At 37.1% G+C, this 16,119-nt stretch carries 11 protein-coding genes; 4 read left to right on the top strand and 7 right to left on the bottom strand.

Annotation, left to right across the window (positions count from 1 at the left end):
- Positions 1-8 precede the first annotated feature (8 nt).
- Positions 9-866, top strand: coding sequence for a hydroxymethylglutaryl-CoA lyase (locus MYP_RS10775; RefSeq protein ID WP_045462920.1), 858 nt, complete (start codon positions 9-11; stop codon positions 864-866).
- Between the two features lies 1 nt (position 867).
- Positions 868-1,611 carry a (Fe-S)-binding protein gene (locus MYP_RS10770; protein WP_045462917.1) on the top strand — a complete coding sequence of 248 codons (744 nt, stop codon included), beginning with the start codon at positions 868-870 and terminating at the stop codon, positions 1,609-1,611.
- Here MYP_RS10770 and MYP_RS10765 read toward each other — a convergent pair.
- From MYP_RS10765 to MYP_RS10735, 7 genes are all read right to left on the bottom strand, one after another.
- Positions 1,598-2,404 carry a DUF4249 domain-containing protein gene (locus MYP_RS10765; RefSeq protein WP_045462914.1) on the bottom strand — a complete coding sequence of 269 codons (807 nt, stop codon included), beginning with the start codon at positions 2,402-2,404 and terminating at the stop codon, positions 1,598-1,600. The genes MYP_RS10770 and MYP_RS10765 overlap by 14 nt on opposite strands.
- Positions 2,405-2,410: 6 nt before the next feature.
- Positions 2,411-4,726, bottom strand: a complete 2,316-nt coding sequence (locus MYP_RS10760; RefSeq protein ID WP_045462911.1) for a TonB-dependent receptor — start codon at positions 4,724-4,726, stop codon at positions 2,411-2,413.
- Between the two features lie 84 nt (positions 4,727-4,810).
- Positions 4,811-8,047: a M1 family metallopeptidase gene (locus tag MYP_RS10755; protein WP_045462908.1), complete on the bottom strand. Its 3,237-nt coding sequence runs from the start codon at positions 8,045-8,047 to the stop codon at positions 4,811-4,813.
- A 52-nt stretch (positions 8,048-8,099) separates the two neighbouring features.
- Positions 8,100-9,194 carry a J domain-containing protein gene (locus MYP_RS24975; RefSeq protein ID WP_052430098.1) on the bottom strand — a complete coding sequence of 365 codons (1,095 nt, stop codon included), beginning with the start codon at positions 9,192-9,194 and terminating at the stop codon, positions 8,100-8,102.
- A 27-nt stretch (positions 9,195-9,221) separates the two neighbouring features.
- The gene (gene dprA, locus MYP_RS10745; RefSeq protein ID WP_045462905.1) at positions 9,222-10,325 is read right to left on the bottom strand and encodes a DNA-processing protein DprA; all 1,104 of its coding nucleotides are present in this window, start codon (positions 10,323-10,325) and stop codon (positions 9,222-9,224) included.
- Positions 10,326-10,362: 37 nt separating this feature from the next.
- Positions 10,363-10,671 carry a MerR family transcriptional regulator gene (locus MYP_RS10740; RefSeq protein ID WP_231570032.1) on the bottom strand — a complete coding sequence of 103 codons (309 nt, stop codon included), beginning with the start codon at positions 10,669-10,671 and terminating at the stop codon, positions 10,363-10,365.
- A gap of 213 nt (positions 10,672-10,884) precedes the next feature.
- Positions 10,885-11,862 carry a M23 family metallopeptidase gene (locus tag MYP_RS10735; RefSeq protein WP_045462902.1) on the bottom strand — a complete coding sequence of 326 codons (978 nt, stop codon included), beginning with the start codon at positions 11,860-11,862 and terminating at the stop codon, positions 10,885-10,887.
- 135 nt (positions 11,863-11,997) lie between these two features.
- Between MYP_RS10735 and alaS the strand changes: the two genes are divergently transcribed.
- Positions 11,998-14,634: an alanine--tRNA ligase gene (gene alaS / locus MYP_RS10730; RefSeq protein ID WP_045462899.1), complete on the top strand. Its 2,637-nt coding sequence runs from the start codon at positions 11,998-12,000 to the stop codon at positions 14,632-14,634.
- A gap of 23 nt (positions 14,635-14,657) precedes the next feature.
- Positions 14,658-16,118 carry an Asp-tRNA(Asn)/Glu-tRNA(Gln) amidotransferase subunit GatB gene (gene gatB / locus MYP_RS10725; RefSeq protein WP_045462896.1) on the top strand — a complete coding sequence of 487 codons (1,461 nt, stop codon included), beginning with the start codon at positions 14,658-14,660 and terminating at the stop codon, positions 16,116-16,118.
- Position 16,119 lies beyond the last annotated feature (1 nt).

The following is a 16,119-nucleotide window of genomic DNA, read 5'->3' as shown; positions in this document are numbered from 1 at the left end:
CATTAAAGATGTCTGTGGTAAAAATTATAGAATGCCCCAGAGATGCGATGCAGGGCATTAAGGAATTTATTCCTACTGAGCTTAAAATAAAATATATCAACCAACTTCTGAAAGCTGGGTTTGATACTATTGATTTTGGAAGTTTCGTATCTCCTACAGCTGTGCCTCAGATGAGTGACACTGTAAAGGTACTCGAGCAGTTAGATCTTTCAGGGTCAAAGTCAAAGTTGCTTGCTATCATCGCAAATGTAAGAGGAGCGCAGGATGCTGCCAGCCATAATGAAATATATTACCTGGGTTTTCCGCTTTCACTTTCTGAAACTTTTCAGAAAAGAAATACCAACAAAAGTATTGAAGAGGCCTTTGCTCAAGTGAGAGAAATTCAATCCATCTGTGAGATACATAAGAAAGAGTTTGTAGTTTATCTTTCAATGGGCTTTGGAAATCCATATGGAGATCCTTATGATGTAGAGTATGTAAAAGACTTTACAGGAAAACTCTTTGATATAGGCGTAAGAATCGTGTCCCTATCAGATACGATAGGAATAGCAAAGAAAGAAGATTTACAATATTTATTCACTTCTCTGATTCCTGCTTTTCCAAGGATAGAATTCGGTGCACATTTACATGCTTCGCCTTTCAATGCTGTTGATATGGTAAAGGAAGCCTATAAAGCAGGCTGCAGAAGGTTTGACGGAGCAATCAAAGGCTTTGGAGGATGCCCAATGGCTAAAGATGATTTGGTAGGGAATATCCCAACTGAAAAAATGATTGAATATTTTATCTCTCACGACATAAATACCGGAGTTGATTTAAACGCACTTGAAGAAGCAATGGCAATAGCAGGAAAGGTTTTCCCTCAATAGTATGCGCGCGGTTGAAGTAAATCTTTTTGTACCCTGTTCTGTTAACCATTTTTTCCCAAAAACCGGATTTAATACTATACGATTACTCGAACACCTGGGATGTAAAGTCCATTTTAAGGAAAATCAAAAATGTTGTGGCTTACCTTTTCTAAATCGTGGAGCTTTTGATGATGCAATGGAGTTCGGAGTGAAGTTTCTGGAGGAGAACTCAGCATCTGTTAATTACACAGTTATTCCTTCCGGAGCCTGTCTCAATATGGTTCGTAACAATTATAAGCTATTCTTTGACAGTTCTTCTCACAGGAATGACTATAAGAATGCGAGAAAAAAAACATTTGAACTCAGTGAGTTTATTGTCAATGTCCTTAAAGTTGAGAGTTTAAAGGGAGCCAATTTTTCAGCAAGAGCTGTTTATCATGACTCTTGTACTGCACTTAATTTTTGTCAAATTAAAGATGCTCCAAGAACATTGTTAAAGTGTATCAATGGCCTGGAATTATTGAATTTTAAGGAAAGCAGCTGTTGTGGTTTTGGTGCCAACTTTTCTTTGTGCTCTAGTAAAGCTTCTGAAAACATACTTGCCAAAAAGGTTGAGGAGGCATTAGTCATGAATGCTGATTATATTATATCAACAGATTATTCATGTTTGAGTCACTATGCTGAATATATCAATAAAATAAGGAAACCACTGAAAGTAATTCACCTGGCCGATATACTTGCCGAATCGCTGCTTATTGCACAATAAGTTTTTTTTCTGTTGGCTGAAATCCTGTAATAATACCTATTCCTCCGGTTACATTTGACATAATCCTCGATGGTTGTGCAAATGGGTTTCCATTGGAGTCTGCCGCATTTTTTGTCGAAGTGACATAGTCATAGTAATCTTTGTTAATATGAAAGAGTTGTACTATGACTTTGCTCCCCTGAAATAGTATATAACCTGAATTAACTCCTCCAAGCTCACTCTGAATGGCTTCATCGTTAAAAACCTGATCCCACTTACCTTCCCCAGTAATGGAATCCTGTACAACTATGACTCTGTAGTAATCTTTTGTTGCAGGATTGTCCTGAAACTTAACAAGTATAGCTGCCTTTTCAGGGTCATCGGTGAAAAAGCTAATAGTATCAATGACTACGGGCCGCATAATAGTGGTGCGTCCTTCTATAATTCTTCCGTTTTTGTCTTTTATTGACACGAAAAAATCATTGTCAAAATCAAGGGGCACTACGGTGTTTTTATCAGTGCTATAGTTGTAAAATTTTCTGGTAGCAGTGTCGATTCCAAATGGTTGTGGGGTCGGATAGTAAATTTTGCCGGCGTGTACTACTTCTATTGTAGCTTCGTCAATAGGCGTTACCTGTGGAGGATCGAAATAGCCAGCAGATTCAGTAAGCAATAAACGGAATGGTTTTCCTGGCTGAAGGTAAAATTCAACAACAGGCTGGCTAATATGTTCCGGCAGCTCAACAGTTATATTTTTTTCTCTGTTACAAGAAAATAAAAGTACACAAACAACTAAATAAATAATCCGTCTCATACTTTATTAAAACTTAAAATTATATGTAAGACTAGGAATGATTGGAAATAATGAAACCTGCTTTGCCTGAAACTTTGTGGTGACCCCAAATTCATTTTGTATTTCATCAAAATAAATGAAGTAGGCATTTTTACGGTTATATATATTATAAATGCTCAAGGTGAGGTCAGACTCTGTTCCTTCTTTTTTAGGCTTAAATTTATATATTAACCCCAGATCCATTCTGTGGTATGGAGGCATTCTAAATCCATTTCTTTTACCATAAACGGGAATCACCTTAATATTAGTGCCTTCTAAATCCTGCATAATAAATCGACCATTAGGTAATGAAACGGCGTTTCCTGTTCCATATACCCAGGTACCGCTGATATTTAGCCTTTCGGTGAGCCTGTGTACAATTACGATTGAGAGATCATGTCTTCTGTCGTATCTGGCAAAGAATTTTTCTCCATTATTGATATAAGGAAATTGTTTCCAAGTCCATGACAAAGTATATCCGACCCATCCGGTGGTCTTACCTTTTCTTTTCTCCAGGTATATTTCGTTTCCATAAGCCCATCCTTTTCCAAATACAAACTCCTGATCCAGGTTAGGATTTGAATATATCATTGCGCCATCTTTGAAATCAATCTGTCTTTTCATCCACTTATAGTAAACTTCATCAGTCAGATAGAATTTATCTCCAATGATTATGGAAAGGCCTGTTGCTACTTGATCTGAACGTTGAGGTCTTACAGTGCTGTTGGAAGGATACCAGATATCAGTAGGAAGACTTGCTCCTGAATTTGAAATTAAATGGATATACTGGTACATTCTGGCAAAGCTTCCTTTCCATGACATCTTTTCATTGATAAGGTATCTGAAAGCAACTCTTGGCTCTATTCCTCCAAAATAATTTGCTTTGTTCTTGAATAAAGATAAACGAAGTCCGGTATTAAATTTCCAACGAACTCCGACATCAAATTCGTCAGATGCATAAATGGCACCTTCCTGAGAACTAAATACTGACCCAAGGCCAAGTTGTACTTTACCATCATCAGTACCAGCTCTTAATCTTCCTACTATATACCTGTGATTACTTGTATATATACCAAATTTAATATTATGTTTTTCAGAGTGTTTGTATGTAAAATCGCTTTGTATCGTATAGTCTCTGACCATAGAGCTTAGTTTGAAAGAGAAATCTTTAAACCTGTTTTTGATGTTATATCTGTAATCTGAATAAATAACAGATGTAGTAACCTTTAGCTTATCAGAAAAAATATGATTCCAGCCACCTACAGCAACTGAATTTCCCCAGTTAAATGTGAAGTCAAGTCGATTTTGATCATAATTAAAAACATCTCTGCCAAAATATCCAGTCAGATAAAATGAATTCTTTTCGTCAAATTTATAATTTACTTTTCCGTTCAGGTCATAAAAATAATAAGCGGGAATTGGATCATAAGATGAATTGTTTTTATTCATTCTGTTGAGCTGACTTGTGAATATATCAAAGTAAGTACGTCTTGCAGAAATGATATAAGATGCTTTATCTTTTTTTATAGGTCCGTCTACCGTCAGTCTTGACGCAATTAGGCCTATTCCGCCTCTTACTGAGGTTTTAGTTGTGCTACCTTCATTCAGTTTAACATCTACCACTGATGATAATCTGCCACCATATTGTGCAGGGAAATCACCTTTGTATAAGTCGATGCTTTTTACAGCATCTGTATTAAAAATACTGAATAAGCCAAAGAGGTGATTGGGGTTATATACAATTGCATTATCAACTACAAAGAGATTTTGATCTGGTCCTCCACCTCTTACATACAGACCGGAAGTTCCTTCTCCACCTGATTGAATACCAGGTTTGAGCTGAAGGATTTTTAAAAGGTCAGGTTCTCCAAAGAGAACTGGTACCTGCTTAGCATCTTTGGCAGATAAGGAAATTTTACTCATTTGAGTGGAATTGATCGCTTCTTTGTGAGGATTTCCTTCAATCACAATTTCCTTTAAATGCTCATCATCATCGGCTAGCAAAAAATCCAAAGACATATCCTGACCAAGATTGATGATTATTACTTCCTTCTTGTAGCCAAGTTGTTCAACAATAAGGGTAATGGTATCAAAGGGAATTGATATGCTGTAAAATCCGTTTTCGTCTGACATAGTACCTGCCTGGGCTGAAGGGGCAGAAACAATTACTCCTATAATAGGCTCATTGGTTAACTTATCTTTTATAGTTCCTGATACAGTGTATACATTTTGAGCATACAAAGTATTTAGTATGCTGAAAAATGAAAACGTTAGAAGAAAAGTAAATTTGCAGAAATTATTCATCCCACTAAACGATTACGGCCCTAATTACAAATAGTTAGCCATGTTTCATAAAACACTTGGTTTTACTAATCCATACTATGTTTCTTAAAACGCTCTGTTTATGCCGATTACGTATCTGAATTTAAAATAATCAGATACAGCCGGGGGCGTGTTTACAAAAATGGGCATATCAAACCTGAGGGTTACAGGTTTCATATCATATGGCCCGAATTTGAACGTAACAGCAGACCCTATACCAGCATCTAACCTGAATTTTCCGAAATAGTTTTTCGATGAGGAGGTCGTATTAAGAATACCTAAATCGGAGAAAAGGTAAGTGTCTACCTTGAAGTTTTTTGTAATTCCTTTCGCGGGAATTTTTATATATTTATCAAAATCAATTTCTGCATTAAAGGCAGCTCCGGAATTTCCGAAATAGTTGTAAACTAATATTTCTTGCCCATTGATTGTATGGATTTCAGGTGCAAGGTAACCAGCAAATCCTCTGAGATTCAAACCTCCTCCCATATGGAAGTGATTGGTATTCTGACCATACCCTAACCAGTCATTTGGTACAAAACCTCTCGCTTGTGTAAATCGGTTATCCAACATTTGTTCCTGGTTTGCACTTGCAAGATATAAAGTAGATTCAAGAGGGATGTCACCAAATCCTATTTGTCCGAATACCCTTGTTCTGAATTCAAACTTTTTAAGTGTGAATCGGTTAATGGAGTTTAGCTGAGCATAAGAATAGTTATAATCAGATCTCACGGATGGTATTCTCACATTGAACGTGTATTCTCCATTACCTTTTCCATAGGTATAGTAACGAAAGTATCCCAGATTAACGGTTGCATTCACCAAGCCAGATGTGAAGTCGCCCTGATAGCGTCCCCACTGTTCAGGATATAGCCTGTAAACAAAATAGTTATCAGTAGTTATGAGATATTTTGTATTGATAAAGAATTTGGAATACTTCGATGCTCTTTGATCAGGCTCGCGCACCACTTTCTCAAGACCGGCATTTAAATTGGCTATTCCCGCATTGTAATATAAATTGCTATTGGCGCTTAATCCTTTCCAGATTAAGGAGAGGTTTCGTTTTAAATAGATGTCAGCAGCCACCCATTGATGTTTAAGATCTAGGTCTTTTTCATTTTTGCCCTGTGCCAAACCTGTGTTAAACCAGACTCCGGCCGAATACTGAAATTTGCCAAAGTAACTTCCTTTAAAGTATGGTCCAACCTGAAAACCATCAAAACTATTGTACCAGACATCGGGTCTAAATGTATTTTTCTGAACTTTCCAGCTTGTAACGTTAGGTACTCTGTGTTCGAATTCAAGTATTTTAATTCCTCCATCACCGGCTTTATTGTTTGTCAGATCAATATCAGCAAGATAATGTGTGGGATCAATCTCAATGGTTTTAATCGGAGAAGGTAATTTGATTTCAGCTTTATAAGTAGGATTTAATTTGCCCCAACCATACCATTTGGGTAAAATAGTTGCATTTGTTTTTTTAATAAACCATGTATTGGGTATATGGAAATCATGAATACTGCCATCGGAAGCTTTAACTCTAAAGTCCAATGGCATTTGCATGCTCCCCTTTCGTCTGAACTTTATTTCATATTCATTTTCTTTACTTACTCTATTTACATCATCAATGCTGTAATCAATGTATTTGGTAGTCTCCATCCACTGGTCAAAGAACCAATTGAGGTCGGTCTGAGTGTATTCAATAATAGCTTCACGAAAGTCTTCCGGATAAGGATGAGCGAATTTCCACTTGTTAAAGTAGTGCTTCATAGCTTTGGAAAATAATTCATCTCCAAGAACATAGCGAAGGTTATAGAGCATTGTTCCGGCTTTGTAATAAACCAGACCATAGTTTCCTCCATGTCTTATAGCGCCGTGAAAGTCAGAGCTGTGGGTGTTAAGCGCATCATCATAACCTTCTACAACATGATTGATGTAGGGGTAGTAGAGATTTTCATACCTAGTATCTGATGAGTCTACGTGTTTAGTGATGTATTTATTTTTACCAATTCTGGCTCTCTTTTCTCCGACAATCTTATCCATAGCCCATACTGTTAAGAATTGAGTGAAACCTTCGTCCATCATTGCTCTGTATGTTTCATTGGTGCCTACCATTCCATAAAACCACATGTGTCCTACCTCATGAGCCAGTAGATTTTGATGTTGAGGATAGGTACCATTATCCAGTGTAAGCATTGAATATTCCATGCCGTCTTTAGCGTCTGCTACCACTATTTTCGGCCAGGCGTACATTCCGAAATCCTGAGAATATACTTTGATTACATTAGCAGTAAAGTAAGCTGATAATTGCCATCCTGCAGCATTTGGTTCCTGAGCAATAGCAACTACTCTGATGCCATTCCACATCAGTTCTCCTATTCTGTATAGCGGGTCTGCAGTGAAAGCGAAATTATGGACATTTTTTGCATGATAAACCCAGGTCTTATATTTCCCTTTCTCTCTTGGAATTATAATAGAAGGAGCCTCTTTTAATGGCTTTTTGGCAAAGTTTTTTAAATCCAGCTTTTGTCTAAGTGTATCAGGTAAAACTTCTTTTTCGTTGAGTAGTGTTCCTGTGGCCTCAAGCACATAATTGTTGGGAAGTGTTAATTTTATATCGAATGCTCCAAAGTCGGAATAGAATTCTTTGTCAAGGTGTTGTTCGGTTTCCCATGCAAACTTGTGGTCATATACCGCTATTGCCGGATACCAGTGTACAGCATCGAAGTGCTTAAAGCCAAATGATTCATAAAGCTTCATCCTTCTTCTCATGCTTCCGGATGGATCAAAATATGTTTTGAAATTCATTGTCACAATAAGCGAATCTCCCGATTTAAGGGGCTTATTGAGATTTACTTTCATGATCGTATTATCTATGATCGTCTTCACTTCTTCACCATCAATTCTTATGCTATCTACTACAGTACCAAGTCCTTTGGCTTCTGTAGGTCCAAATTTTACCTTAATATCATTTTCAATATTCAAAGCATGATAATAGGACCCAGGAATGAAGGCATTGTTATGTAAATGGAAGTAAAGCTCCTTTAATTCAAATGGAGAGTTGTTGTAATAAACAAGTTTATAATCAGGACAAACAAGTACATTATTGGAATCATCAAGAAAAACATCCATATAGTAATGCACATCCTGTTGCCAATATCCGGGAGTAGGTGGATTGTTTTTCCAATAATAAGGATTTTGTTTACTTCTATACGGAACCTCAGGAGATTGATGAGCAAAATCCTGAGAAAAACTAAAGGAAAATGAAATTAGAGAAAGAAGAGTTAATAAAAAAACGCGCATAAACTTTAATTCAATTTGGAAAAGTTAAAAATAGGAAAAAGGATCAATTTGTTTAGTCCTTCTCATCATTTATCTTAAGACAATACCTGCGATGTAGTTTTTTTGCCTGTCGTATATCATATTCCAGAGCTTTTTTAAAATCAGAGCATGCACTGGAAGAATCCACAATTCTGGAGTAAGCCAATCCTCTATAATAATAAGCTATTCCAGTACTTTGCTCGTTTTTAATCATGTTTGTATAAATACCTATAGATTTTTGATGTTGATCTAATTCCTGATAGCAGTTGGCCAGATCAAGAAGAGCCATTTCAGACTCTGGTTGATGTTTCAGGAACTTTATATAATCAAGATGTGCAGATTGACAATCTCCCTTGGCGTATTGAAGTAACTCGCCCCTATACAGATAACTGCTATCTTTACCTGGATTTCTTTTTATAGATTCATTAAAATCTTCAAGGGCTGCTGAATTTTTTTTGATTTTGACATTAGCCTTTCCGCGTTCGTAAAAAAGATCCCATGAAGGATTGTCTGAATTGTCAATTGCTTTGGTAAGATCTAATACAGCTCCAGGATAATCGCCCAGCATGTGAAGTCGCAATAAAGCTCTTTTTTGAAAAGAAGGAGCATAGTCTTCATCAAAGGAAATGCTTTCTGTATAGGACTCCAAGGCTTTTAACCATTCTCCTTTTTTCTCAAATTGAACAGCTTCCTCATGTGTTCTTGCTGCCATTCTGTTATTCATATAATGATAAAAAAGAACAGAACAAACCACCAGTAATATCAATGCCAGTCCCGTGTATAGGTAAATTCTTATTTCCTTATTTGAACCTTTGGATTCAGGAGTTGTAGCAGGTTTAGGCCGAGGCTGTCTGCTGGCCCTTGGTTTAGAAGCGCTGTTGGCAGGGGCTTTTGCTGGTTTTAGTGGAGGGTTATAGTAATAATGAAGTTTTAAATCGTATAATCTTCTCTTTTGTGAATCAGAAAGGGTTTGATAAGCAGCGTTTACCTTTTTAAACAGATCTTCATAATATTTATCACCCTGATGTTTATCAGGATGATATTTCTTTGCCAGACTTTTATACACGACTTTGATTTCTTCAAAGGAAGCCGTGTTTTTTACGCCCAAAGTCTCATAATAATTTTCCATAGGGAAAATATACGAAAGAAGACTATTTCAGACTAATTTATATTTTTTCCCTGGTAATGATTTTATCTGATTATTGAATTCCAGATTAAGCAGGAGGGATGCCATCTTACTAACAGGGATCTGGCTTTTCCAGCATAATTCATCTATATGTGTTTCTCCGTTGCTGATTAGCAACTCAAATATTTTCTTTTCATCATTGGTAAGTCCTTCAGGAATTTCTCTAGTTTTATTTTTAGGCTTGGTTAAAACGGAGAGATCCCAATTCATGAGCTCAATAATATCAGATGTCTTGGAATAGATTTGGGCTTTGTGAGATTTTATCAGGTTGTTGCATCCGACAGAATATTTGTTATTAATATTTCCGGGTACAGCCATTACTTCTCTGTTATACCCATTTGCAAGTTCTGCAGTGATTAAAGCTCCTCCGGAGTTTGAGGCTTCAACAACTATCACTATATCGCTCAGGCCAGCTATAATTCTATTCCTTGCAGGAAAGTATCCGGGTTCAGGCTTTGTGTCAAATGGATATTCGGAAAGTATACCACCTGATGTCTGCATTCGGTTTGCCATTTCCTTATGAACTGCAGGATATACAATGTTTACACCTGTTGCCATGACTCCAATCGTTGACAATCCATTATCCAGGGCTGATTTATGTGCATAACTATCTATGCCGTAAGCCAGACCGCTGATAATTTGAATATTTTGAGACTTTAATTCTGAAATGATTTTTTCTGTCATTTCCTTTCCATATCCTGTAGCATTCCTCGTGCCTACAATTCCTACTGTTTTCGGGAAATTTACCGGGCCCTGACCTTTGTAATAAATCAGGGTTGGTGCGTCCGATATGGTCTTTAGCCTTTCCGGATAGTCATGATTGGTATAAAAAAGAATTTTAGTTCCTGTTTTAATGGCCATTTCTACTTGCTTTTCGGCTTTGGAAAATATGTCGGACTGAATAATGGATTGAGCAATATTTTCTCCTATACCGGGGATTTTAAGCAGTTTGCCTTTCTTTTCCCTGAATACTTGTTCCGGATCGCCACAATAACTTACTAATTGCCTGGTGAGTTGATTACCAATGCCGGGAACGAGGCCTATAGCAACCTCATAAACATTTGCATGAGTCATTAAAAATTCCTTATAGCTGTTGAAAATGAAAAATTTATTAAGGAAGGCTTTTCTTTAATTCAATCAGAAAAGCTTTTACCTTCTGAAGAGATTCTATAATCTCTGTCTTCTCTTTGGCTTTTGTGCCGTGAATTTTAATATAGTCCTTTGCCCCCTGAAGAGTATATCCTCTTTCTTTCACCAGATGATAAACCAACTTGATGTTTTCTATATCATCTTTGGTGTATTGCCGGTTTCCCTTTCTGTTTTTTCTGGGGGTAATAATGTCAAACTCAGTTTCCCAAAAGCGAATCAGAGAAGCTGCAACTCCAAACATCTCGGCGACCTCACCGATGGTGTAATACATCTTATCCAATTTTTTGTCCTGGTAAGTCAAATGCTTCTGGTTTTGAGTGGACTATTAAATTCAAAAATAGAAATAAAATTTCGTTTTTTTTTACAAAAACTAATACCTCTTATGTATTAAATACTTCAGTTGTAAAAGTCTAATATGCAATATCTTCTAAAAAAAAGCATTGAGAATGTATTCCCAATGCCCACAAATTTATAATAATTTTCACTATGAAAGTGATTGATTTTCAACAGATGCGAGCTCCAGTATTTTTTGATATTCAGCAGGTGATAGGTCTATGTAGAAATAGTGAACCGGGTTTACTTTTTTGCCATTGTGAATGACTTCATAATGCAGATGAGGGGCGGTGGAAGATCCGGTATTTCCTGAAAATCCGATTAATTCGCCTCTTTTTACTTTTTGCCCGATTCTTACATTGAACTTGTCAAGATGTGCATATTTAGTTACATATCCATAACCATGGTCTACTTCAATTTCATTACCATACCCACCAGGGTTAGAAGCTACTGTTTTTACAATACCGTCTCCTGTTGCATATATCGGAGTACCTTTAGGTGTTGAAAAATCACAACCAGTATGAAGCTTCTTAACTTTATAAATAGGATGAATCCTATATCCAAATCCTGATACGAGCCTTGTAAGCTCTTTATTAGAAAGAGGCTGAATTGCAGGGATACTAGCTAGCATTTCAGCTTTGTTTTTCGCAAGTTTTATTATCTCATCATAAGACTTGGTCTGGATGTACATTTTCTTTTTCAGGTTATCCAGCTTGGCAACAGTTGAAACTATTAGTTCTTCCCTTTTTAATCCTCTATCCAGTAGTTGCTTATATTTTGTAATACCAGCCATTTCGGAATTTCTTACCGAGTATGGGATTGGTTCTGCTTCAAAAATAACTCTGTAAATATTGTCATCTCTCTCTTGAAGAGCGATGAGCATTTTATTCGCCTGATCTATTTCCTGATTGAGGAGATCGTAGTATAGAGAAAGCTCTTCATTTTCTCTCCGCAGTAAAGTTTCATGCGGGGATTTGAAATATTTGGTATAAACATATACCAGAGCAATCGCAAAGATGAATGATATAAATAGGAAGCCAAGCGTATTAAGTACTAGATCCCAGGTAGATACCTTAAGACGCTCATACTTGCAGGTTTCCGTGTCATAATAATATTTTATTCTGGCCATTACTGAACTTCTGAGATTTATACTAAATTTGCGCCTTCAGATAACGGTGAATCAGGTGAAAATTATGCCTGATTTGTCGACGAAAAGCTTAAAATTATAAAAAAAGTATAAATATTTAAAGGTCTTTCCTAATTAATGGATTCCAAAAGCATAAGACAGAAATTTCTTGATTTCTTTAAGGAAAGGGGACACCACATTGTTCCATCTGCTCCAATCGTTAATAAAAACGATCCAACCCTGATGTTTACCAATGCAGGTATGAACCAGTTCAAGGATATTTTTCTTGGAAATCAACCTGCAAAATATAAAAGGATAGCCGATACTCAGAAATGCCTTAGAGTAAGCGGAAAGCATAATGATCTGGAGGAGGTTGGTATAGATACTTACCACCATACCATGTTCGAAATGCTGGGGAACTGGTCTTTCGGAGATTATTTTAAAGAAGAAGCAATAAAATGGTCGTGGGAGCTTCTGACTGAGGAATATAAACTTCCTAAAGAAAGAATTTATGCAACGGTTTTCGGAGGAGACAAAGGAGAAAATCTTGAGCCTGACAATGAGTCTCTTGAGTTGTGGCTGAAATATCTTCCTAAAGAAAGAATTCTTTATGGTTCCAAGAAAGATAATTTCTGGGAAATGGGAGACCAGGGCCCTTGCGGACCGTGTACTGAAATTCATATAGATTTAAGAACAGAAGAAGAAATTAAAAAAGTACCTGGAAGGGACAGAGTCAACAACGACGATCCTAGAGTTGTTGAAATCTGGAATAACGTTTTTATTCAATACAACAGGAAGGCTGATAAAAGTCTGGAACCACTTCCTGAAAAGCACGTGGATACAGGTATGGGCTTTGAGCGCCTTGTAATGGCGATTCAGGCGAAGACTTCAAACTACGATACTGATGTATTCCAGCCAATGATTAAATTCATTGGAGATGCATGCGGCAAAACTTATGGAAAAGATCTGAAAACTGATATTGCAATGAGAGTGCTTTCTGATCACATCAGGGCGATTTCATTTACAATTGCAGACGGTCAATTACCGGGTAACGCAAAAGCCGGATATGTTATCAGGAGGATATTGAGAAGGGCAGTTAGATATGGTTATACTTTCCTGGGCTTTAAAGAGCCATTCCTAAACAAGATGGTACCTGTGCTTGCAAACCAGTTTGCAGAAGTTTTCCCTGAGTTAAAAGCTCAACAGGATTTCGTGCAAAAGGTAGTTCTTGAAGAAGAAATTTCATTCCTGAGGACGCTTGAGATAGGATTGAAAAAGCTTGAACAGATAAGAGTAAACATAGAAACATCCAAAGGATCAAAAGTCATTGATGGAAAAACCGTATTTGAACTGTATGATACTTTTGGATTCCCTGTTGATCTTACTGCCCTTATTGCAAGGGAGTATGGCCTTGAAATAGATGAGGCTGAATTTGAAAAAGAAATGGCTGTCCAGAAGGAGAGATCAAGAAAAGATGCAGCTACTGAAACTACGGACTGGGTACTTGTAAGAGAAGAAGAAGGTGTTGAGTTTGTAGGTTATGATCATTTGCGTGCTAAATCAAAGATTGTAAAATACAGGAAAGTTACAGCAAAAGGCAAAGACCAATATCAGGTAGTGCTTGATACTACGCCTTTCTATGCTGAAAGCGGCGGACAGGCAGGAGATACAGGTGTGCTTCAGTCAGGAAAAGAAAAGATTCAGGTGCTTGATACTAAAAAAGAAAATGACCTGATCATTCATATCATTGATAAGCTTCCAACGGATGTTAAAGCTGACTTTGAAGCGAATGTTAATGAGAAGAAAAGACTTCTTACTGAAAATAACCATTCAGCAACGCATTTATTACATGCGGCATTGAGAGATGTTCTTGGAACTCACGTTGCCCAGAAGGGTTCCTTGGTAAATGATAAAGTGTTAAGATTTGACTTTTCACATTTCTCCAAAATGACACCTGAGGAAATTGAAAAAGTTGAAAAGATAGTTAATGCCAAGATCAGAGAAAATATCCCATTGAATGAAAGACGTAATGTCCCGATCAATGAAGCTAAATCTCTTGGAGCAATGGCTTTGTTTGGTGAGAAATATGGAGAGTTTGTAAGAGTCATAACATTTGACCCTTCCTATTCAGTAGAATTGTGCGGAGGTACTCACGTATCAGCAACGGGTAAAATCGGATTGTTTAAGATTGTTTCTGAAAGTTCTGTAGCAGCAGGTGTAAGAAGGATAGAGGCAATTACTGCTGATGAAGCTGAAACCTTTGTGGATACTCAGCTTTCAATTATTGAAAAATTAAAAGAGGTTCTTAAAAATCCTAAAGACATATTAAAAGCTGTTGAAGAACTTACAGCTGAAAAAGCAAAGCTTCAGAAACAGATTGATGAATATGTCAGCAAAGAAGGCCAGGGCATCAAAGAGGAGTTACTAAAAAAAGTAGAAACAGTTGATGGAATTAATGTAGTCATATCAAGAGTAGACCTTTCTTCAGCTGATGCTTTAAAACAGCTGGCTTATGATGTAAAGGCTAAGGTTGATAATTTATTCCTTGTTCTTGCGGCCAAAATAGAGGATAAGCCTCAGATCGCAGTAATGATCTCTGAAAATCTTGTTGCAGATAAAAAACTTCATGCAGGTAACCTTGTTAAAGAGCTTGCTAAAGAAATTCAAGGTGGAGGTGGTGGACAACCTTTCTTCGCAACAGCGGGAGGAAAAGATCTTACCGGACTCGATAAAGTTTTATTGAAAGCTAAAGGTGTCCTTAAAGAAAAAGTATAAGTAAAATTCAGTATTGCTTTAAGATGGATAAATCAATCATAGAAAAATATCAGCCGGTAATCGGTCTTGAAATACACGCACAGTTAAGTACGCAGAGTAAAATCTTCGCTTCAGATTCAACTGAGTTCGGAAGTATGCCAAATACGAATGTGAGTGTAATTACTCTGGCACATCCGGGAACACTACCTTTGTTAAATAAAAAGGTGGTTGAATATGCAATTAAAATGGGCTTAGCGAGTGGCTGTGAAATCAACAGAGTAAATTTCTTTGATAGAAAGAATTATTTTTATCCAGACCTTCCGAAAGGATATCAGACTACTCAGGATAAGGCTCCTATATGTAAAGGGGGAGAAGTTGTGATTCGTATGAAAGAGGGAGAAAAAGTGATTCGTCTTAATAGAATTCATATGGAAGATGATGCGGGTAAAAACCTTCACCTTGCAGGTGAGACAGATACACTCGTGGACTATAACAGAGCAGGAGTTCCTTTGATTGAGATCGTTACGGAACCTGATATCCGCAGTTCGGAGGAAGCCTTTCAGGTAGTAACTGAAATCAGGAAACTTGTAAGGTATCTTGAAGTATGTGACGGCAACATGGAAGAAGGTTCGATGAGATGTGATGCAAACGTTTCTGTGATGCTGAAGGGAGCAACTCAGTATGGGAAGAAAGTGGAAATCAAAAATATGAACTCCATCAGAAACGTACAGAGAGCTATAGATCATGAAATTGAGCGTCAGATTGAGCTCATAGAAAAAGGTGAAGCAATTTTCTCTGAGACGAGAATGTTTGATGCTACCACTGGCAGTACTTACGGAATGAGAACCAAAGAAGAGCTGAACGATTATAGATACTTCCCTGAACCTGATCTTCAGCCTTTGCATATTTCTGATACATGGTTGGCGGACATCAAGGCAACTATGCCAAGTTTACCAAACTTTCTGTACAAGAAGTTTACAGAAGAGTTTGGGCTTCCGCAATATGATGCTCAGGTATTGACAGATTCAAAAGAAATAGCATTGTATTTTGAAGACCTTTGCAAACATACCAAGAACTATAAAGCAGCTTCCAACTGGGTAATGGGACCTGTAAAGGGGTATTTGAATGAATTAACACTTCATATAAATGATTTCCCATTGTCTACTCAAAAGCTATCAGAGCTGATTGCATTGGTAGAATCAGGAAAAGTTAGTTTTGCAGTTGCCAGTCAAAAGATTTTCCCTGAAATGATCAATCAAAAGGGAGGCTCAGCTCAGCAGATAGCTGAAAAAATGAATTTGATTCAGGAAAGCGATACTGGTGCTTTACAACCTTTGATAGATGAGGCTATTGCAAAGTATCCAAATAAAGTAGCTGAATATAAAGCTGGTAAAACAAATCTTTTAGCTATGTTTATGGGTGAAGTTATGAAGCTGACCAAAGGTAAGGCTGACCCAAAAATTACAAGCGAATTATTAAAAAAGACACTGGATAATCTGAATTAAT

It is taken from the genome of Sporocytophaga myxococcoides, assembly GCF_000775915.1.
Classification (GTDB): Bacteria; Bacteroidota; Bacteroidia; order Cytophagales; family Cytophagaceae; genus Sporocytophaga; species Sporocytophaga myxococcoides_A.
Note: the sequence above shows the minus strand (reverse complement) of the source record. Positions and strands in the feature narration are given on the sequence as shown.